The 20,835-nt window shown below is 44.9% G+C and carries 18 protein-coding genes and 1 tRNA gene; 3 read left to right on the plus strand and 16 right to left on the minus strand.

Going from position 1 to position 20,835, the window contains the following annotated elements:
- Nucleotides 1-71: 71 nt before the first annotated feature.
- The 5 genes from gpmI to WFI24_RS32995 all read right to left on the minus strand — a co-directional run bounded on the left by gpmI (nt 72) and on the right by WFI24_RS32995 (nt 5,878).
- Nucleotides 72-1,616 carry a 2,3-bisphosphoglycerate-independent phosphoglycerate mutase gene (gene gpmI, locus WFI24_RS32975; protein WP_336766025.1) on the minus strand — a complete coding sequence of 515 codons (1,545 nt, stop codon included), beginning with the start codon at nt 1,614-1,616 and terminating at the stop codon, nt 72-74.
- Between the two features lies 1 nt (nt 1,617).
- Nucleotides 1,618-2,370 (minus strand): triose-phosphate isomerase, encoded by a 753-nt coding sequence (gene tpiA, locus WFI24_RS32980; protein WP_215078049.1) that lies wholly within the window; start codon nt 2,368-2,370, stop codon nt 1,618-1,620.
- 36 nt (nt 2,371-2,406) lie between these two features.
- Nucleotides 2,407-3,588 carry a phosphoglycerate kinase gene (locus WFI24_RS32985; protein WP_076216887.1) on the minus strand — a complete coding sequence of 394 codons (1,182 nt, stop codon included), beginning with the start codon at nt 3,586-3,588 and terminating at the stop codon, nt 2,407-2,409.
- Between the two features lie 149 nt (nt 3,589-3,737).
- Complete coding sequence (gene gap, locus WFI24_RS32990) at nt 3,738-4,745, minus strand: type I glyceraldehyde-3-phosphate dehydrogenase (protein WP_017691243.1); 1,008 nt, start codon at nt 4,743-4,745, stop codon at nt 3,738-3,740.
- A gap of 107 nt (nt 4,746-4,852) precedes the next feature.
- The gene (locus WFI24_RS32995; protein ID WP_336766027.1) at nt 4,853-5,878 is read right to left on the minus strand and encodes a sugar-binding transcriptional regulator; all 1,026 of its coding nucleotides are present in this window, start codon (nt 5,876-5,878) and stop codon (nt 4,853-4,855) included.
- Nucleotides 5,879-6,305: 427 nt separating this feature from the next.
- On the opposite strand from WFI24_RS32995, the gene WFI24_RS33000 reads away from it, so the two are divergent.
- A tRNA-Arg gene (locus tag WFI24_RS33000) sits at nt 6,306-6,380 on the plus strand.
- 177 nt (nt 6,381-6,557) lie between these two features.
- Nucleotides 6,558-7,154 carry an ATP-dependent Clp endopeptidase proteolytic subunit ClpP gene (gene clpP, locus WFI24_RS33005; protein WP_145326390.1) on the plus strand — a complete coding sequence of 199 codons (597 nt, stop codon included), beginning with the start codon at nt 6,558-6,560 and terminating at the stop codon, nt 7,152-7,154.
- Nucleotides 7,155-7,318: 164 nt separating this feature from the next.
- Here the strand turns inward: clpP and WFI24_RS33010 are convergent, their stop codons facing one another.
- From WFI24_RS33010 to WFI24_RS33060, 11 genes are all read right to left on the minus strand, one after another.
- Nucleotides 7,319-8,416, minus strand: coding sequence for a stalk domain-containing protein (locus WFI24_RS33010; protein WP_336766029.1), 1,098 nt, complete (start codon nt 8,414-8,416; stop codon nt 7,319-7,321).
- A 376-nt stretch (nt 8,417-8,792) separates the two neighbouring features.
- Nucleotides 8,793-9,545 carry an SIMPL domain-containing protein gene (locus tag WFI24_RS33015; protein ID WP_336766030.1) on the minus strand — a complete coding sequence of 251 codons (753 nt, stop codon included), beginning with the start codon at nt 9,543-9,545 and terminating at the stop codon, nt 8,793-8,795.
- Nucleotides 9,546-9,703: 158 nt separating this feature from the next.
- Nucleotides 9,704-9,973 carry an HPr family phosphocarrier protein gene (locus WFI24_RS33020; protein WP_056695263.1) on the minus strand — a complete coding sequence of 90 codons (270 nt, stop codon included), beginning with the start codon at nt 9,971-9,973 and terminating at the stop codon, nt 9,704-9,706.
- 260 nt (nt 9,974-10,233) lie between these two features.
- Nucleotides 10,234-11,172 (minus strand): DNA-binding protein WhiA, encoded by a 939-nt coding sequence (whiA, locus tag WFI24_RS33025; protein WP_145326393.1) that lies wholly within the window; start codon nt 11,170-11,172, stop codon nt 10,234-10,236.
- A gap of 6 nt (nt 11,173-11,178) precedes the next feature.
- The gene (locus WFI24_RS33030; RefSeq protein WP_336766034.1) at nt 11,179-12,165 is read right to left on the minus strand and encodes a gluconeogenesis factor YvcK family protein; all 987 of its coding nucleotides are present in this window, start codon (nt 12,163-12,165) and stop codon (nt 11,179-11,181) included.
- A 13-nt stretch (nt 12,166-12,178) separates the two neighbouring features.
- A complete protein-coding gene (gene rapZ / locus WFI24_RS33035; protein ID WP_017691251.1) occupies nt 12,179-13,078 on the minus strand; it encodes an RNase adapter RapZ in 900 nt (299 codons plus the stop codon).
- A gap of 51 nt (nt 13,079-13,129) precedes the next feature.
- Nucleotides 13,130-14,080, minus strand: a complete 951-nt coding sequence (locus tag WFI24_RS33040) for an ROK family glucokinase (protein WP_062837749.1) — start codon at nt 14,078-14,080, stop codon at nt 13,130-13,132.
- Between the two features lie 443 nt (nt 14,081-14,523).
- Nucleotides 14,524-15,594 (minus strand): AI-2E family transporter, encoded by a 1,071-nt coding sequence (locus WFI24_RS33045; protein ID WP_336766036.1) that lies wholly within the window; start codon nt 15,592-15,594, stop codon nt 14,524-14,526.
- A gap of 123 nt (nt 15,595-15,717) precedes the next feature.
- Nucleotides 15,718-16,677 (minus strand): thioredoxin-disulfide reductase, encoded by a 960-nt coding sequence (gene trxB / locus WFI24_RS33050; RefSeq protein ID WP_145326394.1) that lies wholly within the window; start codon nt 16,675-16,677, stop codon nt 15,718-15,720.
- A gap of 175 nt (nt 16,678-16,852) precedes the next feature.
- Complete coding sequence (locus WFI24_RS33055) at nt 16,853-18,586, minus strand: tetratricopeptide repeat protein (protein WP_336766037.1); 1,734 nt, start codon at nt 18,584-18,586, stop codon at nt 16,853-16,855.
- 1,048 nt (nt 18,587-19,634) lie between these two features.
- On the minus strand, nt 19,635-19,766 hold the full coding sequence (locus tag WFI24_RS33060; protein WP_336766039.1) for a hypothetical protein: 132 nt from the start codon (nt 19,764-19,766) through the stop codon (nt 19,635-19,637).
- Between the two features lie 202 nt (nt 19,767-19,968).
- Between WFI24_RS33060 and WFI24_RS33065 the strand changes: the two genes are divergently transcribed.
- Nucleotides 19,969-20,730, plus strand: a complete 762-nt coding sequence (locus WFI24_RS33065; protein ID WP_336766040.1) for a hypothetical protein — start codon at nt 19,969-19,971, stop codon at nt 20,728-20,730.
- Nucleotides 20,731-20,835: the final 105 nt, after the last annotated feature.

The raw sequence follows: 20,835 nt of genomic DNA on the forward strand, positions 1-20,835 counted from the left end.
CAGACTATTTCTGTTGCCTTCGTTCAATGTGCAAACGCCAAACCATCCAATTATATATGTTGTTGCGTAATTTATTTACGGGTAGCGATGACGGATGTACCTGTCATCTCAGCCGGTTTAGGCAATTGCATCAGGTCAAGGATCGTTGGCGCGATATCCGCCAAGATTCCGCCTTCACGCAGGGTTACATTTGCATCGGTAACGATGAATGGAACTGGGTTCGTTGTATGAGCTGTGAACGGACGTCCTTGCTCATCGAACACCATATCCGCGTTACCATGATCCGCCGTGATCAGTACAACGCCGCCTTTGGCAAGTACTGCATCTACAACACGACCCATGCACTCATCTGTTACTTCAACCGCTTTGATGGTAGGCTCCAGCATGCCGGAGTGTCCAACCATATCAGGGTTAGCAAAGTTCAGAATGATGGCATCATGTTTGTCTGCTTCAATCTCGCGAACACATGCATCAGCCACTTCATACGCGCTCATCTCCGGTTGCAGGTCATACGTTGCAACTTTTGGTGAGTTAATCAGTACGCGAGTTTCGCCCGGAAGCTCCACATCACGACCGCCGCTGAAGAAGAAGGTAACGTGCGGGTATTTCTCAGTTTCTGCAATACGCAGTTGTTTTTTGTTGTTCTGTACCAGAACTTCACCCAACGTATTGTCGAGGTTCTTCGGCGAATAAGCCACATAACCTTCAACCGTCTCGCTGAACAAAGTCAAGCAAACAAAGTGCAAGCCCACAGGGAACTTCGGACCACGATCGAAACCGCGGAAATCTTGGTTCGTGAATACTTGCGACAACTGGATCGCACGGTCAGGGCGGAAGTTGAGGAAGATGACGGAATCGCCGCTTTCCACCAAACCTACCGGCTCACCATCCGCTTTGACGATAACCGTTGGTTCAACGAATTCATCAAATACGGATTTCTCATACGATTCTTCAACCGCTTTGAGTGGGTCAGTGTATTTCGGTCCATCTCCATAAACGATGGCGCGGTATGATTTCTCAACCCGTTCCCAACGTTTGTCACGGTCCATCGCGTAATAGCGACCTTGAACCGTTGCGATTTTCCCTACACCAACTTCTTCAATCTTGGCGATCAGCTTCTGCATGAAGTCTCTACCACTGTCTGGCATAACATCACGGCCATCCATGAAGGCATGAATATATACATCGTTCATTCCTTCTTTTTTGGCCAGATCCAGCATAGCAAACAGGTGGTCGATGTGACTATGTACGCCGCCATCGGACAACAAACCGTAGAGATGAAGTTTTTTACCGCTTTGTTTCGCTTCGCGAACAGCTTTGACAAGTGTTTCATTGTCGTAGAACTCACCGTCGCGAATGGATTTGGAGATACGGGTCAAATCCTGGTATACGATCCGACCGGCACCAATGTTCAGGTGACCTACCTCGGAATTTCCCATTTGCCCTTCTGGCAAACCTACAGCTTCACCGCAAGCAGTGAGCGTTGTATGTGGGAATTGGCTCATGAAACGGTCATAGTTAGGTTTCTTGGCTTGCGCTACCGCGTTGCCTTCCACCGTGTTACGAAGACCAAAGCCATCCATGATGATCAGTGCTACAGGTTTTGGAGCTGTCATCTTACTTCGCCCCCTCAACAAGCGCGATGAACGAAGCCGGCTGCAAGCTGGCACCGCCAACAAGTGCGCCGTCGATGTCGCTTTGTCCGAGGTATTCTGTTACGTTCTCTGGTTTAACACTGCCGCCGTATTGAATACGAACTGCACTCGCAACCGTCTCGTTGTACAGATCCTTCACCAGCGTACGGATGTAAGCAATAACTTCATTCGCATCTTGGGAAGTGGAGGATTTGCCTGTACCAATCGCCCAGATTGGCTCATAAGCGATAACAACTTGTGCCGCTTGCTCTGCGGACAGACCTTCAAAAGCAGCTACCGTTTGCACTTTGCATACGTCTTTTGTTTGGTTCGCTTCACGCTCTTCGAGCGTCTCACCAAGACAGAAGATTGGAGTCAATCCGTGACGGAATGCTGCATGCAGCTTTTTATTGACAGTCTCATCGGTTTCCGCAAAATATTGACGGCGCTCCGAGTGACCAATAATGACGTAATCCACACCCAGGTCTTTCAGCATTACACCGCTGATTTCACCTGTGAATGCACCGTTGTCTTCAAAATGAAGATTTTGTGCACCAATTTTGATGTTTGTGCCTTTAACGGCTTCTACCAGGGATGGCAGATTTGTAAACGGTGCGCAGATTACAGTCTCCACGCCTTCAACTTCCGCTTTTCCTTTAACTTCCTGAATGAAGTCATTGGATTCGGAAACCGTTTTGAACATTTTCCAGTTACCTGCGATAATCGGTGTTCTCATGGGTTTCAACTCCTTCATGCTATAGACTACTAAAACTTACTTGTCGTTCAATGCCACTACGCCTGGAAGTACTTTACCTTCCATGAACTCGAGCGATGCACCGCCACCTGTAGAGATGTGGTTCATTTTGTCAGCCAATTTGAACTTCTCTGCTGCTGCTGCGGAGTCGCCGCCACCAATTACAGTGTAAGCTTCTGTCTCTGCGCAAGCTTCTGCTACTGCACGAGTACCGTGGGAGAATGGCTCGATTTCAAATACGCCCATTGGTCCGTTCCATACAACCAATTTGGAGTTTTTGATTACATCAGCATAGATCTCACGTGTTTTAGGACCGATGTCGATGCCTTCCCAATCTGCTGGGATGCCATCGATGTCAACGATTTGTGTGTTTGCTTTCGCACTGAAATCGTCAGACACAACGATATCTACCGGCAGGTAGAAGTTTTTGCCCAGTTTTTTCGCTTTTTCGATGAAACCGAGAGCAACATCAAGTTTGGAATCATCCAGCAAGGATTGTCCAATTTCATGTCCTTGTGCTTTGAAGAACGTGTAAGTCAGACCGCCACCGATGATCACGTTGTCTGCAATGTTCAGCAGGTTGTCGATTACATCGATTTTGTCCTTAACTTTGGATCCACCAATGATGGCTGTGAAAGGACGCTCAGGGTTGGAGATTGCTTTACCCAACACTTCAAGTTCTTTCTCCATCAACAAACCGGACACTGCTGGAAGCAAGTGAGCGATTCCTTCAGTCGAAGCGTGTGCTCTGTGAGCCGCGCCAAACGCATCATTAACGAAAACATCAGCCAGTTCAGCAAATTGTTTTGCGAGTTCCGAATCGTTTTTCTCTTCGCCTGCGTGGAAACGAACGTTTTCAAGCAACAATACGTCGCCGTTGTTCAGTTCAGCGATTTGAGCTTTAACAGCGTCACCAACGGAATCGTCAGCTTTAACAACTGTTTTACCAAGCAATTCAGACAAACGCTCAGCTGCTGGAGTCAAACGCAAGGATTCAACCACTTCGCCGTTAGGACGACCCATGTGGCTTGCCAAAATGACTTTAGCGCCTTTTTCAATCAAGAAGTTGATTGTAGGAAGCGTTGCACGAATACGTTTGTCATCTGTAATTTTACCATCTTCGAGCGGCACATTGAAATCTACACGGACAAAAGCCCGTTTTCCTGTCAATTCGATATCGCGTACACTTTTTTTGTTCATCTGTATTTCCTCCGCACCCATGTATTTGGTGGACCAATCAAGAGCTAAAATCCCCTGTCAATCCTGGTGTTTTTGAGAAATTTGCAAAATGTAGATATATAAAGAGCGGAAACAATAGCATCTGTTTCCGCTCTATGTTATTGCAGATATTACTTAATCATTTTTGCAAAGTGCTCCAAAGTGCGAACCAGTTGAGCAGTGTAGGACATTTCGTTGTCATACCAAGCTACAGTTTTAACCAATTGTTGGTCGCCAACAGTCAGAACTTTAGTTTGAGTTGCATCAAACAGGGAACCGAAAGTGATTCCTTGGATATCGGAAGATACGATTTCGTCTTCAGTGTATCCGAAAGTTTCTGGATCGGAAGCTTCTTGCATTGCTGCGTTAACTTCTTCAGCTGTTACTTTTTTGTTCAGAACAGTTACGAGCTCAGTCAGGGAACCAGTAGCTACTGGTACACGTTGAGCTGCACCATCAAGGATGCCTTGCAGTTCTGGGATTACCAGACCGATTGCTTTAGCAGCACCAGTTGTGTTAGGGATGATGTTTTCAGCTGCTGCGCGAGCACGACGGAAGTCACCTTTAGGGTGTGGAGCATCCAACGTGTTTTGGTCGCCAGTGTAAGCGTGAATTGTAGTCATCAAACCTTGAACGATTCCGAATTTGTCTTGCAGCGTTTTTGCCATAGGTGCCAGGCAGTTCGTTGTGCAAGATGCGCCGGAGATTACAGTTTCAGTACCGTCGAGGATTTCATGGTTTACGTTGTAAACGATGGTTTTCATGTCGCCAGTAGCTGGTGCGGAGATAACAACTTTCTTAGCTCCACCTTTCAAGTGTTTCTCAGCTGCTTCTTTTGTTGTGAAGAAACCAGTACATTCCAGAACGATATCTACGCCCAAGTCGCCCCAAGGAAGTTCTTCTGGGTTACGGTTAGCCAATACTTTAACTTCTTTGCCGTTCACTTTGAAGAAGCCATCGTGTACTTCAACATCGCCATCGAAGCGACCTTGAGTTGTATCATATTTGAGCAAATGAGCCAGCATTTTAGCGTCAGTCAAGTCGTTGATTGCTACTACCTCGATGCCTGCTACATTTTGAATACGGCGGAATGCCAAGCGTCCAATACGTCCAAAACCGTTAATACCTACTTTAATCATGAGTAAGTTCCTCCCAAGTTTTGATTAATTTTTTTATGAAACTTATATATTCAAGACAGACGGTAAAGTCCGTCAAGACAACAATGGTTGTGATGAAAAGTAAACTCTTATTCCATTTCGGCAACAATGACTTCGGCAGCAGCCTCATCAATAATCAGAATATCTTCCTGACCAAATCGCAACACGGAGTGTATCGCAGCAGCTTTGCTTTTGCCACCTGCAATTCCGATCACGACATCAGTTCGTTCAATATCCTGAAGTCGCATACCCAGTGTAAGCATGGTATGTACAACCTCACCCTGATCATTAAAGTAATAACCGAAAGATTCAGATACGGCACCTTGCTCTTGAAGTTCATCTATAATCTCCATCGCAAGTTTACGTCTTGTCGCCATCTCCACGGCATCACCAATTCCATGAATAACAATCCGCGATTTCCGAATCAGCTGTAGAATCTCCTGAACACTGGGGTCCTGGATTAATGATTCATAGGCATGATCACTAAGCAAATCCGGTACATGCAGGAGTTTGTATTGCGCTCCTACCCGTTTTGCCATTGTGGATGCGATCGTATTCGCCTGAATTTCAAGGCTTTCTCCTAGTCCACCACGTGCCGGTACGAACCAGACACCTTTAAGAGATGTTGGTGGATTAAGTTGCTCTGCGACTTCGGCCGTTGTTGATCCGCCAGTAACGGCGACAACGTCATTGTCACTCATGATATTGCCGAGAGCCTTCGCTCCGGCTCTGCCCAGTTCCCTTTTGGCAAACGGAGATACGTCCGAATCACCAGGAACCACAACTACCTTTTGCAGACCGTAGGCTTGCTTGATGCGCTCTTCCAGCTCGGATAATCCGAACAACTCTTTGGCAACGGGCTCTAACTGCTGCAGCAAATCATACCCTGCCTCGCTGATCTTCATTCCTGCGCTGTCAATTTCAATAAGTCCCTGAGCCTTTAACAGATCGGTCTCAGCCCTCAGAACCCGCTCGGTCATCTGCATGGAATTAGCTAACGTTCTCCGTCCGATCACATCCGATAACATGATCTGCTGCAGAATCGTATACCTCTTTTTCAAGATATCCATGAGATCAGGCAGAAGCTGCTTTTGTATTTCTAAAATCGTTCGCATGCTTTCCACTCCCGCAAGTTCTCGTTCCAAGCTCTCTTTCGTGGCCCTAAAACGTCCCGGGTTAACTTTTTAAGTCCCACGTCTATTCTACCTAAAACTGACGTGACATGCAAGTGTTTCAACATGTTAATTCGACACGCTTCCAAGCTTTTGTACGCGCCTATTTTCACAATCCTAGACTTCCATGATCAAGGACTGCCACACGTATACCATATATAGAAGGAATACATTTTTCTCATCTACATATCGCTCAGAATTACATTTTATACGGCATGTCCAAAACCTCTAATAGCATTTACTTAAATGCACTCTTTATCCACTCTTCTTCATCATGATCATTTTTAGGCTAATCCAAACCACATCCACAATGAACTGCTTGCAATTACATATTTCATGAGCTATAATCATTATTGCTGTCACATAATATGCGCCCGTGGTCCAATGGATATGACGTAGGCCTCCGAAGCCTGAGATCCAAGTTCGATTCTTGGCGGGCGCGCCATTTTTATTTAACAGCTCATAACCCTTTTAACCAATGAAACCGGAAAGGTTTCTTTTTTTTGTAAGTTAGTTTGACTTTCTTTGACTTTTTGTTTGGAATTGTTTATTATGTGGGTAATACGGTAACAGTTTAAGTAGAAACACCAATAACATTTACATTTCCGAGGAGGTTTTTCACGTGAGTTTTATTCCTATGGTCGTTGAACAGAGCAACAGGGGTGAGCGCGCCTACGACATCTACTCCAGATTGCTGAAGGATCGTATTATTTTCCTTGGTAGCGATGTTAATGACGTTGTGGCTAATGCCATCATGGCACAGATGTTGTTCCTAGCTGCGGAAGATCCGGAGAAAGACATTCACTTATACATCAACAGCCCAGGCGGATCGATTACAGCTGGTATGGCCATTTATGATACAATGCAATTCATCAAACCGGATGTATCTACCATCTGTGTAGGTATGGCGGCTTCCATGGGTGCATTCTTGTTGAATGCCGGTGCAAAAGGTAAACGTTTTGCGTTGCCTAACAGCGAAGTCATGATTCACCAACCTCTTGGTGGTGCTCAAGGTCAAGCGTCGGACATCGAAATCCGTGCTCGCCGTATCCTGAAAATGCGTGATACATTGAACCGCATCATTGCTGAACGTTCTGGTCAACCACTAGAGCGGATCGAGAAAGATACAGATCGTGACTACTTCATGAGTGCTGCTGAAGCGGCAGAATATGGTATCATTGATAAGGTTCTCGAAAAGGTAGGTTCACAAGGCATCTAATTGCTAGTAGACCACGGTCTGCGTTAACGCAATCAACATTTAACGTACTAAGCAACACCTAAATGTGTTGCTCATACGCAAAGAAGCCCTCGTCATATCTATGACGAGGGCTTCTTTTTTCACTTTATAAGAAAGATAACACAAAAGTGCACACTAATGATCGCTTACTTGCTTCCCGTTACGTCACTGAAAGGCTCTGTACCTTTAGGAAGAAGTTCTTTATACGTAAATAGCATTTCGGGGAATCCCTCTGCGTACGCCGTATATTCATACAGCTGGAAGAACACCACTACACCCGTCGGTGTCACATAGAAATCTTGATCTTTATTCAACCCTTTGTAACCTTCAAGGTAGCCACCGCCAGCTTTAAGTTGTTCGCCCACTTTTTTACCCAATGTCTCGCGCATCGTTTTGTTATTTTGCAGCACATCATCTAGCGTAAGCTCCTTGCCTGTGTCCAGTGCAAAGGTGTGGCCTGTTCGGTACGTCATACCATGAGCACCAGCATAATCCTCATATCGTTGTGTAATGAGTCCCAATACGCCTCTTTCATTGTATGTCACTACATAAGAGCTCTCGAACGCATATGGACGATCGGCTGTTGCACCACCAAACTCAGATGTCTGTTTCTTGAAGTCGGCTACATATGCATCCACTTCGTCTTTCAGCACTTTGTTGATCGCTGTTTCAGCCTCTTTGCTGGCAAGTCCACTCACTTGCGGATACTGTACATCCACTTCGGCATTTTTCACTGTGACATTGACTGTCGCCGCTTTAACTTTCACACTATTTTGTTTCACCTTGCTGAGCGTCAATGTTTTGGTTTTGCCATCCCAATTCCCCTGTACACCCAGATAATCTCTCATTGCTGAGAATGGAATATACAATCTGCCGTTGATCAGCTTGGCGTCCACTTGAGGATAATAGTTGTTGATTCTGACACTTGGTTGACCGTCCATAAGGCTAATTGTCATCGTGTTATTGGCTGCTGTCAGAGCATATTCTTTGGTTTTCGCATCATATTTCAGCGTTCTACCTGCTACATCTTTGACTGCCGTAAGAGATACCCAGGTTGAACCACCTTGAAGGAGTCCTTTTTGAGTCAGTGTTTTCCCACCCGATTTCAGAGTCACCTCAGCCGGGGTTGTCACTTTCGAGGATACAGAAGCCGCTTGAACTGAATTATCCTGCCACACCGCACCGCTTCCTACAATAATTCCTGCTGCAAGCAGCGCACTTGTCCATTTTTTCCATGATGTCATATATATAACTCCTCTCTGAATTCACAATTAGGGATCATTGCGTATGTAATCTTGACCTGTTCTTATATCTCATACGCTCACCTCTCTATTATAATTAACCCGATTTCGGAAAGGTTTACAGCTCCAGTTACAATCTTGATGGATATCAGCCGGAAAATAGAACGGGATATGACCTTTTTGTCACGAACAACTGTACAAAAAAGATACCAAAATAAAGCATTTTGTGTAGCTTGAACAGCATTACATCCTATCTAACTTCATCAAAGTTTGCTTTTCCAACAAAAAAGACCCTGTCGTCAGGACAAAGTCTTTGTCATTATCTCTTGGTACACCTTCAAATAATAATTGAAAAGGTTATTCCATCTTACAATCTTGTTTATTTCATTTCATACGTGATATTCAGGATTGTGCTTACTTTAACCTGGCCTGTTTCAATCTCAGTGCCACCTGCTGTATCTTGTGCTTTGGACATCAACGCCTCGCTTGCATAGAATACAGGCACATTGGCATCACCTTGGCTCACGGAAAGAACAGCACCCAGTTGACGTTTAACTGCTTTTGCAATGGCGCCAGCTTTCACATCTGCATTGGCAACAGCTTTCTCAATCACTTGGGACTCATAACTTTCGGGATTTTCTACAGTGAAGCGAACGTTCTCAATGTTGTTAGCACCTGCCCCCGAAGCAGCATCGAGCAACTCGCCGATTTTTTCCATTTCACGATATGTGATTGTCAGCGTATGATGCGCTGTGTATCCTTTTACTTGTTGTCCTTCTTTTTCGCTATACGTGTAATTGGGTTGCACAGAGAACTGACTGGTTTGAATGTCATCTGTACTGATCTTCCACGTATTCTTGAGCAGGTTGGTTACTTTGGAAATTTTAGCAGCATTGGCTTTTTGGGCAGATGCAGCTGTCTCCGCAGTACTGTTCACACCAATGGAGAGATACGCGATATCAGGTTTAACCTGAATCTCACCTTTACCCACCACATTAATTACATTCTGTTGTACACCCTGAACCTCTGCAGCGTAAGCATAGTTACTTGGTGTAACCCATGCTGTTCCTCCAACAAGCAACGTACTTGCCACCAGCACCGCACCGAACGGTTTCATCCATTGTTTACCCATCACGATAGCCTCCTTATGTGTTAACATCTCAAACGTTAATCAATTTGATACCTTAACAGACGGGACAAATTCCATAATGTTGCACTTGACGATCGCAAAAACGGTAAAAACGCAAAAAAGCCCCTTTCGGGACTTCTTCATTGAATTCAAGCATAGTCTTATTGGTTTTCAAGCTCTTCCTTGCTTACCAGACTCACTAAAGCGTTTACAGCCTGTTCGGCATCCGCGCCTTCTGCACTAATATGGATTTCCGTACCTGTGCTAATCGCAAGGCTCATGATCCCCATGATACTTTTTGCATTAACTTTTTTGTCGTCCTTCTCGACGAACACTTCAGATGAGTACTTATTCGCTTCTTGAACGAAAAGTGCCGCAGGTCTGGCATGGAGACCCGTTTTCAAACGGACAACTACCGGGTGCTTTGTCATGGAAACTTACCCCCTATTATGAAATCTAGACATTAAATACACAATTATATTTATACAACATTATAACATTAACCCGTGCAGGACACTAGAAGAAAAAAACTCAGGTAACTTTGGAGGGCATAATCATGCCCCATTTTGCCTTTTGTACATCGCACCAAGTTACCTGAGTAACTCTTCTCGCTCCTTAACAGCTAACTAAACCGACGGTTTGTTCCATAACATCAAACGACCTTGTTAATTTACCCTACTACGTATTAACCTTAACCATACCGTTCTGCTCGTACTTTTTCAGCCAGTTCATCAATTTTACGAAGCCTGTGGTTTACACCCGACTTGCTGACTGTACCTTTCAGGAGTTCTCCCACTTCCTTCAGGTTGATATCCGGATGCGCCAGTCGAACCTCCGCAACTTCACGAAGCTTCTCAGGCAACGATTCCAGACCAACTTCCTTTTGCAACAACCGGATATTATCAATTTGTCTTACCGCCGCTCCGATTGTCTTATTCAGGTTAGCGGTCTCACAATTGACAATCCGGTTAACGGAGTTACGCATGTCTCGCATGATTCGTACGTCTTCAAACTTGAACAAGGCCTGATGAGCACCAATGATGCTGAGCAGCTCAATGATTTTCTCGCCTTCCTTGATGTATAGGATGAATCCTTTTTTCCTTTCTATACACCGGGCATTCAGATGAAATTCATTGGCCAGATCAACCAGTGCCTGACAGTGTTCCTCATACATGGACGCAATCTCCAGATGGTAGGAAGAACCTTCCGGATTATTAACCGATCCACCTGCCAGAAATGCACCGCGAAGATAGGCCCTTTTACAACAGTTTTGCTGAAATAACTCTGCATTGATTCCTGGTGTAAACAGAAAGCCTTCAGATACAATATGAAGACTATTGAGAATCTCTTGTACCATGGTTGGAATACGAACAATATATACATTGTTCTTTTTCAGCCGCATTTTTTTGCGGACCAGTAATTCCGTATGCACTTGAAAATGCTTTTTAAGCAGAGAGTATGCCCGTCTTGCAATGGCGGCATTCTCCGTCGAAATATCCAAGATGACTTTTTTATTCGATAACTGCACCGCACCAAGCATACGGATGAGGGCTGAAAGTTCCGCCTTTTCGCAGCACGGTTCGCTCTCGATCATGGTTAACTCTTTTTTGGTCTGTGCTGCAAACGACATGGGACTTCACCTCTTCCGTAACATCCAATTTTGTACCAGTTGGTAGATGTGATGACTTAGCTTGTCGGCATCATGACGCAGATAGGTTTTGAACAGAACAAGCGTGTCTGCAACCACCTGATAGCCAGCACTTTCGAGTACATTCATATCCAGTACAACCGGTTTTGCTCCTTTTTCCGCATACTTATTCTGTACTTGCAGCGGAATATCACCATTATTTACGATAACATAGTCGAAGAGCTGATGACCTATATGCTCGCGTACCGCCTTAAGGTGGTCACTTACTGTATAGTTATCTGTTTCTCCCGGCTGTGTCATGACATTACAGATAAACATCTTCACCGCATCAGCCTCTACCACAGCCTCAGCCAGCTTCGGTACGAGTAGATTGGGAAGGATGCTGGTATATAGGCTGCCAGGCCCGATTAGAATCGCGTCAGCTTGACGAATGGCCTCTACCGCCTCTGGCAACGGCTCCACGTGATCCGGTTCAAGGAAAACGCGCTTGATGCGTCCGCCTGCTTCAGGGATCTTGGACTCACCTGTAATAATTGCCCCATCTTCCATCTCAGCATGCAACACAACGGCCTGACCAGCAGCTGGTAATACCTCACCTCGAACGGCAAACACGCGGCTAAGTTCCCGCACCGCGGTCACGAAGTCGCCCGAAATATCCGTCATTGCAGCCAAAATCAAATTTCCCAAGCTGTGGCCTGCAAGCCCCGCGCCTGTATTGAAACGGTACTTTAACATATCTGAAAGCAATGGTTCTACATCAGCCAGTGCCGTAAGCACGTTGCGAATGTCGCCCGGAGGCGGCATTTGTAGCTCATTGCGCAGGATGCCTGAACTTCCACCATCATCTGCAACTGTGACGATGGCCGTGATATCCAGCGGCTTCTCTTTCAAACCGCGCAACATCACGGATAATCCGGTTCCGCCGCCCATTACAACTATTCTCGGACGTTCTCTTCGTGGTCCGGCCTCTTTCATCCCTTCACCCTCTTCAATGACGGTCCCGGTCAGCGTCGCGATGGCTTACGGTGACAGCTTCAGTCTCGCTGCTTCCCAACATCTTGCCCAAATATTCCGATATTGCTACCGAACGATGCTTGCCTCCGGTACAGCCGATTCCAATAATAACCTGGCTTTTGCCTTCCTTCCGGTATTGCGGAATCAGGAAATGCAGCATATCCAGCAGTTTCGTCAGAAACGCCTGTGTCTCCGGCCATTTCATGACATATTCATACACATCACTATTCTGCCCCGTATTCGGACGCAAATGATCAATATAATGCGGATTCGGTAAAAAACGTACATCAAACACCAGATCGGCATCGATTGGAATGCCATACTTGAATCCGAACGACGTAATATTCACCGAAAGCATTTGGCTTTCCAGATGAGAAAAGCGTGATATGATGCGTTCTTTCAATTGAGCAGGCTTCATCGTACTTGTATTGAGTACCTGAGTCGCAGAGTTTTTGAGTTCCTCCAACATCTTGCGCTCCAGCCGGATGCCGTCCAACGGCATACCCTCAGGTGCCAGCGGATGCCTGCGCCTGCTTTCTTTGTAACGCTGAACAAGTACAGAATCTGTAGCATCCAGGAATAAAATTTCGCAATGAATGGTAAAATGATCTTTAATATAGTTCAAAGACTCGGACAGAGCTGTAAAGAATTCACGCCCGCGCAGATCGATAACCAATGCAACTTTACCAATCTTGCCATTTGACTGTTCAATCAGTTCCGCAAATTTTGGAATCAATACCGGCGGCAGATTATCCACACAGAAGAAACCCAGATCCTCCAGGCTCTGTACTGCAATCGTTTTACCTGCTCCGGACATGCCCGTAATGATAATGAGCGTGGCGCCTGTGCCTGGTGAGCCTTCACCTTCAAGCATAAATGTCCCCTCCTTATCATATTGCTGTCTTCATATATTGTTACGAGGTTACTAGGAACGCAAGAGAAGACCTGCTGCACCCACAATACCTGCATTATTACCAAGTGTAGCTTCCAGAATCTGAACCCCTTCTTGCAGTGGCTCCGGTGTCAACTTGGCAAATACGGTACGGATTTCATCGAACAAGAAATTACCTGCTTTGGATACGCCACCACCGATGATGAACATCTCCGGGTTAATGACAGCCGCTACAGTAGCCATGGATTTGCCCAGGTAGAAGGCCGCACGGTTTACAATGCGCTGTGCCACTTCATCGCCTGCCTTCGCAGCATCGAATACTTCCTTGGCTGCAATCTTGTCGACGAGTGCCAGTGACGTATGATCACCACGTTCTACTGCATCCTTCGCCATACGGATAATTCCTGTTGCAGACGATACCGTTTCAACACATCCCATTTTACCACAGCCGCACTTGATTGCCTCCAGATCAGGTACAACACTGATATGACCCAGTTCTCCCGCCATACCCGAGAAACCTTGATAGATGTTGCCATTCAGGATCAAGCCTCCGCCAACACCCGTACCGAGTGTATAACATACGCAATTGTCTACGCCTTTGCCAGCACCCGCCCATACTTCACCCAGTGCAGCTACATTGGCATCGTTATCTATTTTGATTGGCTTGCCCAGACGTTCTTCCAGAATCGAACGAATGGCCACATTCCGAAATCCGATGTTAGGGGCATGAACGATAATTCCCTCACGTACATTCGTGAAACCGGCCACTCCAGCACCTACACCCTCAAGCTGTTCCCAACTGTAAGGTGATTCGGCTACGATATGTCGGACATACTTCTCGATGTTGGCGATGACCGTGTCTACGCCCTTATCCACTTCAGTCGGTCCTTCATACGTATGCATTAGCTGACCTTGTTCATCGCATATACCGACCTTGATTGCTGTTCCGCCGAGATCGACCCCAACGTAGATTTTCTCAGACATGCTGCAAGCCACCTTTATCTATCTAAAATAGTTTAAGTCCTACGTACCAACTATAATTGAAGGATACGCCTGGGTCAAGACGATAAGACCTTGGATGCACCATGCTCCGTTAGGGTTGTGAACCACATCACACACCATTATTGAATACGTATACATCCTAAATACCTTATTTATAAACGCACGCTTAATTCCTTCCTCCATAGCAGAGGAAGCCTCAACTTATGATATTGCATCTACACTCGTTCCATTCGTAAAAGATGATCATCGTCACCTCAGAGTAGTGACCCATCTCACTCACCCCACCACCTGTCATTCTCATGTAGAGAACTATCGAATGACGGTATTGCCAACACAAAAGCGCCCTCCACAGATGGAAGACGCCCTTACTTTTTCGAAATATCTGAAGTTGTTCAATTGAATTGAACTCGGTTGATCTTCTTACGTTATAACTTCGTTTCCACACGTACCGGCTCTTCTGTCTTCTCCATCTTGTTCACATCCAGAATATCGAGCAGGAAGACGAAGATTGGAATACCAATGATCAGTCCCCAGATCCCCAGGAAGTGTTGCGACAGAATCAGTACAATAAAGGTGTAGAACATTGGCAATTTGGTCTTGTGTGCCATGAGCTTCGGATTCAGGAAGTAAGTCTCCAGCGCATGGATGATAATGATCATGATGATCACGATAATACTCAGTTTCAGTCCACCCATCTGATACCCAATCAGACAGAGCGGCACCAGAGAGATGATCACCCCTGCCACAGGCACCAAACTTAACATAAATACGAGAATGGTCAATGCGAACAAATACGGATATCCGAGAATCCAGAGACCCAGCATCGTCAGCACCGTATTGAATACAGCAATCAACAATTGCGCTTCAATAACTTTACCGAAAGAAGAAACGAATTTATCGCCCAGGTAAGCTACTTCCGTATAAAACCATCCGATTTTGCTTGTTTTGAACTTGGACGTGAATTTGGAAATCTCCTGCTTCTGCAACAAGAAGAACAGACTCAGAATGATAACGAGCAGTATAAACTCCAACCATTTGCTCAATGCGAAAATATATTTCAATGCATCATTGGTATAATTTTTGATATCGAAGGATTGAAGGTAACCCGCAATCTTGGAAGCAAAATTATCACCATCTGCACTGTCCAGAAATTTCATAATCTCGTTCGTCAACTGAACGACCTGATCCACAATCCGCGGTGAATATCTGGATATACCAAGCACAATCACTGCGATAACGATCATATAGAGCAGGATGACCACGACTTTATAATTGACTGGAAATAGCCGATTCAGACCACCTGTAATGAAATGCTGTAGCCTGTTCATGACATACGTCACCAGGAACAACAGCAGAATCATGTGAAGCATACTCCCCATACTGAACAAAATTAAACAGAATAAGAGCAGAATCAAAAACCGTCTCACTGTTGCATTTTGTAACCAATCTTTTATCATTTCCCCCAAAATCTTCACCTCACAGCTAATATGCCCCATATGTATACGCACTCATGCCCACTGTAGTTTCAAAAAAAGAGAAGCCTTCCGGCTTCTCTCATTTCATGAGACTTCCCGTTGTCTCTTATTCCTAGCCTATGCCTAACCTCACGGATGTCATGCTTACTTATCCAACGTTTCGCTCCAGTCATGCACAATGCTTCCTTCAAGGAATTTCTCGCAATCCATCGCAGCCATACAACCTGATCCGGCTGCCGTAATGGCTTGACGATACTTCGTATCCTGAACATCACCACAGGCAAATACACCCGGAATATTGGTCTCCGTTGTTCCCGGTTTAACCACAACATAACCATGTTCGTCCAGTGTGATCGCATTACCCAGGAATCCGGTATTTGGCGTGTGACCAATGGCGACGAATACGCCATCCGCTTCAAGCAACTCTTCTTGCCCCGTCTCATTATTGCGTACCTTCAGCCCTTTGACACCCATTGCTTCAGGCACGACCTCAAGTGGAGTACGGTTCAGTGCCCACTTCACCTTCTCATTGCTGCGAGCCCGATCCTGCATAATCTTGGATGCACGCAACTCATCACGACGGTGAACCAATGTGACGTCCGTTGCAAAACGAGTCAGGAAGCTCGCTTCCTCCATTGCGGAGTCACCACCGCCCACGACCACGATTTTTTTGCCGCGGAAGAAGAAACCGTCACATGTTGCACATGTACTTACACCACGTCCCACATTTTCCTGCTCGCCCGGAATACCGAGGTAACGAGCAGAAGCACCTGTGGAGATAATAATCGATTCAGCTTCCAGTTCACCGATTCCGCCAACCTTGATCTTGAAAGGCTGTTTGCTGAAATCAACTTCTTCCACCCAACCGTTTTTGAATTCCGCTCCAAAACGTTCTGCTTGCTTACGCATATTGTCCATCAATTCAGGACCCATGATACCTTGCGGGAAACCAGGGAAATTCTCAACTTCCGTAGTCGTCGTCAATTGACCACCCGGCTGAAGACCTTCGATAACCAGTGGGTTCAGATTAGCACGAGCCAGATATATCGCTGCTGTCAGACCCGCAGGTCCCGTTCCGATCACAATCGTTCTGTATTTAGACATATAGATACAGCCTCCTTAATAAGGTGAATGTGTGTTGTACTAGCGATGAACTTGCCAAGATGATATCCTACAGGCGTTTACGAGGCCCATTCGTTAAGTTTACCCGTTTTCCCGGTTGTTGTATCCTTCACCTTATGATGTCTTTCTGAAAACGAGTTGAAGCGCACTGAACTTTCTATACCAGTGGCAGGTTACTGTTGCACACGCGATGAATCTGTTTGGCATATTTGCTAACCGTTGATGCCGATATCCCGTATCGTTCAGCTATGCTTTGATAGGTAACGGGTCGACTGTGATTCTTTGCAGCCAAATATTCTAGTCCTGCAGCCCAGCCCTCAATTTGCTTCGTACCCGGAACCTCGGGATGAACCCGGGATACATAATCCGTCCAGATCCGTTCCATCTCATGCTGCAACTCGGCCTTTGCCTCAGACATTTGCAGTGCACGATCAACCACCGCTTGCCAATGGGCAGTGGAGTGAGATTCCGTTTGCTCTGATGTGGATTGGGCTTTCCCAATGGACTTCAAGGCAACAGGAGACAGGGGTCGAACCACCTGAGTATTCCGATCCTCGTGTTCAGCCGATTTCAATCCGTTTAGCACAACTCGCGCTGCCTCAAGCAAATCTGGTTCTTCTCCTGGCTCTTCAATGAAAGATTGTAGTGCCTGCTGTACCTCATAATCGCCGATCATTCCAAGCGCATGAATAACCTGCAGTTTCGTTGCCCGATCACCATGACGCAAAGCCCAGAAGAACGATGAACGAATCAGTGGATCATTCTTCATTTCTTCAGGTATGCCGCTACCATAGTTCTCCCACTGTCTGAACTGCTCATCAAATGGCAGATGATAGTGATAACTCATCTTCTCAGGCTCTTGCTCGCCTTGCCTTACAGCCTCAAGACCTGACAGATAGTATCGAGATACTTCCGAACCCGGATCAAGCTTGGACACATGATGCCATAGACGCTCAGCGGCATCATAACGCTCTGTATTATAAGCTGCTACTGCTGCATAGTGAGCAAGTGCCGGATCACCAGCTGTCTCTTCATCCTTGAGCAAACGCCGGAAATGGACATAGGCCGTATCGTGCTGACCCAGAATTCCCATCGTTGTAGCCAGTTTGTAGACTTGTTCGTGCTGGAATGGCACGATGACACGCAATTTTTTGATCAAAAGCAGAACTTGATCAGCCCGGTTCTCATTTTGATGGAAAATAGCGAGGTTGCAAAGCGCATGCAGATTACCTGGTTCCTGTTCAAGTACTTCCGCAATAGTCTCTTTTGCTTTGGGAAACAGCCCCATATAATAGTAGGCGAGCGCCAGATTGTTACGGGCAGCCAAGTAATCAGGATAATCCGATGACATGCCTTCGAGCAGCTCAGCAGCCTGTGCAAATTTTCCTTCTTCCAACAGTTCCCGTGCCTGATCGTGCTCCACTACACCTTTACGCGATTTGATTCGATTCAGTTTGGCCGGACGATCCAGCTCATAGTACAGAAGCTCCATCATCTCTTCAGCTTCCGTCATGAACTGACCCTGGGTGTCCTCCTCCAAGTAGGTAACAAGTGCTTGCTCGGCTTCCTCAAACCGATCCATATTTGCATAATTGTTCGCCATATAGAAATAACATTCCGTCATCGACGGATCTACCACTTCCAGCACATTAGCCAGAATGGCATTGGAGGCTTCGTAATCCCCCTTCTCCGATAATATACCCGCCATATTACAATGATTCACCGGATTTTCCGGTTCGTATTCAACAGCTTTGCGAAAATATTTTAATGCCTTGTCGACATGATTACGGTCCAGCGAGCGGACAGCTCTTTCAAAGAAGAAAGAAGCATCCAAGTGAATCGGTATAATATTGGCAAGGTGTCCCTCAGCCCGCACTAGCTTGCCCTTCATCTCCAAGGCACCTCCTCTTTGCATTTCATTCATACTCTTCAGTATACCACATCTTAAGGCCCACTTCTCAATATGTAGTTTCATGTCGTTTATGAAAAAAATGCAAATAAAGACGACATTCCATCATGCATGATGAAATATCACCGTCTTTTGCTATATGACTCTTCCTTTTGGATTTACAGCTTCTATGTATGAGGTATGTACAGTTCGACAACCAGCCCTATAATTAGGGAATAACCAACTAAATATAAACACACTTCACTTGCAACCGAATCTCTCTTGCTATAAGGTCTAGTCCATCCATATCGGTTTAGGGACGTTCCACTGGATTCTTTCGATTATGGTAGGATAAATGTAGCTCATGATCTGATTCTCCATATGGATAGTTTTCATAATTATTTTATACGAATTAGCCATCTGCCATTTTTTATTCTTTAACTACGGAGTCACTTCAGGAGGTGCTTACATGGCTACAGATTCCAATAATTTACGCTAAGGCGGTCATATCAAAGTTAGTTATTCTCATCTGTAATCGCTACTTTCCCTCACTCTTTAGATCACTTTTCACAATAAGATCAGGGACAATCTTCCTACTCTCTTGCGATTTTGTTTTATAACATGTTCGATCTTAAGATAAGGCTTGTATTTTCTCTAAGTGCTTAAATCATCGAATATTACGTCTCTTGTAACTGAATGGTTGGAAGATTCCCTCTTAATCAGTTTTTAATATTGCTCATACCCTTGAGACATCAGACATGATTTACTACGTATATGAGCAAAGTGCGGTTCATTCGTACTTCCAGAACGTGAGTTCAGAAATCTCACAAAAAGGACATGTATATGCTTTTTTTGTCCACTTTTTTTGATTTGATCAATAGCTACTTCCCTACTTAGTGAATTTAGTAAACTCCTCATTAAGGGAAATTTGCCTATATTCATACATAGCAATCTGCAAACGAGTCATGATCCCGCACTTCTAAAAGTATTTCTGGAATTTACAATAGGATGAATTTTATGACCAATTAACATATCTTTTCACGTAGCTCATTCACATATATTTCGCCCGTTCTAAATTCTTAGATGCTACTGGTATTGTATTTTGATTGCTCCTACTCTTTGTTTGTATGGATTCTTTACCATAGGCTCCGTGACCATCGGCTCCCATTCCATGGCTCATCATACACTAGTCCTCCTTTTTTAAATTGCTTTTCTAGCTACCCTAAGTTTCTCTCACTGGTTGAATTTTTGATGAAATCGTTGATTATCCTATATAGATGAAAAAAAAGATTCGCCACATTTATAATAATATTTACATTTTTAGGTTGTTCGTTACAATTTAATAGCATATAATTGGTATATATTCCATTAAAGGAGGAAAATAAATGAAGAAAAAATTGTCCCTTGTGATTGCCTCAGTCATGGCTTTATCTCTATCCTTTTACTCCTTGGCAAGCGCAACTGAAACAGTGGTCATTCCAGCAGACACAGGAAAATTTTCTAATGAGGTGTACCTTAATGGTCAACCAATAAAAGAAAATACGGTTATTTATGCAAATGATGAAAACCAAGAAGATCTTGTCGAAAAATATGGACTTGAAAAACCTTCTCCAAGCGCAAAACTAGTCTCTATTCAGATTGTAAATAACGATGTTGATGCTACACAGCCAAAGTCTTTATTACCAAAAGATGATAACGATTACGTCTCACCAAGTAGTGAGATTTTCGGTTTCAAGATTGTTAAAGGGGCGACTCAAAACGTTGATGGTTGGACTGAAGTTGCACGGGCAAAATACTTTTGCTCCAAGGCTATTGGCCTAACCTGTGCTGGAGTTCAACTATCAGTAACTGCAAATGAAAGTGTATCTGTCCAAGTGCAATCTAGTCTCACTGTTGGTGCTAACAAAGCCGTTGCTGCTGAGTTTGGACGTACTGTGGGTGAATCCATAGGTGTAAGCACGATCGTAAATGTACCTATTGATGTACCCGGAGGAAAAACTGGAATTGCCGTTGGTTATCCAATTTATAAATCCACATTCTGTTCAGTTTATGGTAAAGGTATCTTCAGCGACACATTCCTGGGCGGTGCGACTTACTTAGAGCCAAAACCGTCTTCTATTGCTGTTACATCCTGGATACAAGGTTAATATAATTATATTGTGAGCTTGATTGAATACCAAAAGAGGACTCCACACAAACTGCCTAGAGTCCTCTTTTGGTCAATCATGATTATGGTGATGTTTTACGCTTCG

The sequence above is a fragment of the Paenibacillus sp. USHLN196 genome, assembly GCF_037144955.1.
Classification (GTDB): domain Bacteria; phylum Bacillota; class Bacilli; order Paenibacillales; family Paenibacillaceae; genus Paenibacillus; species Paenibacillus xylanexedens_C.

Coding starts and splice junctions, on each gene's coding strand:
- rapZ (WP_017691251.1), bottom strand. CDS start 13,078: ATGCTTGAAGGTGAAGGCTCACCAGGCACAGGCGCCACGCTCATTATC.
- WFI24_RS33055 (WP_336766037.1), bottom strand. CDS start 18,586: ATGAAGGGCAAGCTAGTGCGGGCTGAGGGACACCTTGCCAATATTATA.
- WFI24_RS32985 (WP_076216887.1), bottom strand. CDS start 3,588: ATGAACAAAAAAAGTGTACGCGATATCGAATTGACAGGAAAACGGGCT.
- trxB (WP_145326394.1), bottom strand. CDS start 16,677: ATGTCTAAATACAGAACGATTGTGATCGGAACGGGACCTGCGGGTCTG.
- whiA (WP_145326393.1), bottom strand. CDS start 11,172: ATGTCGTTTGCAGCACAGACCAAAAAAGAGTTAACCATGATCGAGAGC.
- WFI24_RS32995 (WP_336766027.1), bottom strand. CDS start 5,878: ATGCGAACGATTTTAGAAATACAAAAGCAGCTTCTGCCTGATCTCATG.
- WFI24_RS33065 (WP_336766040.1), top strand. CDS start 19,969: ATGAAGAAAAAATTGTCCCTTGTGATTGCCTCAGTCATGGCTTTATCT.
- WFI24_RS33015 (WP_336766030.1), bottom strand. CDS start 9,545: ATGGGTAAACAATGGATGAAACCGTTCGGTGCGGTGCTGGTGGCAAGT.
- tpiA (WP_215078049.1), bottom strand. CDS start 2,370: ATGAGAACACCGATTATCGCAGGTAACTGGAAAATGTTCAAAACGGTT.
- WFI24_RS33010 (WP_336766029.1), bottom strand. CDS start 8,416: ATGACATCATGGAAAAAATGGACAAGTGCGCTGCTTGCAGCAGGAATT.
- WFI24_RS33030 (WP_336766034.1), bottom strand. CDS start 12,165: ATGAAAGAGGCCGGACCACGAAGAGAACGTCCGAGAATAGTTGTAATG.
- WFI24_RS33020 (WP_056695263.1), bottom strand. CDS start 9,973: ATGACAAAGCACCCGGTAGTTGTCCGTTTGAAAACGGGTCTCCATGCC.
- gpmI (WP_336766025.1), bottom strand. CDS start 1,616: ATGACAGCTCCAAAACCTGTAGCACTGATCATCATGGATGGCTTTGGT.
- WFI24_RS33040 (WP_062837749.1), bottom strand. CDS start 14,080: ATGTCTGAGAAAATCTACGTTGGGGTCGATCTCGGCGGAACAGCAATC.
- gap (WP_017691243.1), bottom strand. CDS start 4,745: ATGATTAAAGTAGGTATTAACGGTTTTGGACGTATTGGACGCTTGGCA.
- WFI24_RS33045 (WP_336766036.1), bottom strand. CDS start 15,594: ATGGGGCATATTAGCTGTGAGGTGAAGATTTTGGGGGAAATGATAAAA.
- WFI24_RS33060 (WP_336766039.1), bottom strand. CDS start 19,766: ATGATGAGCCATGGAATGGGAGCCGATGGTCACGGAGCCTATGGTAAA.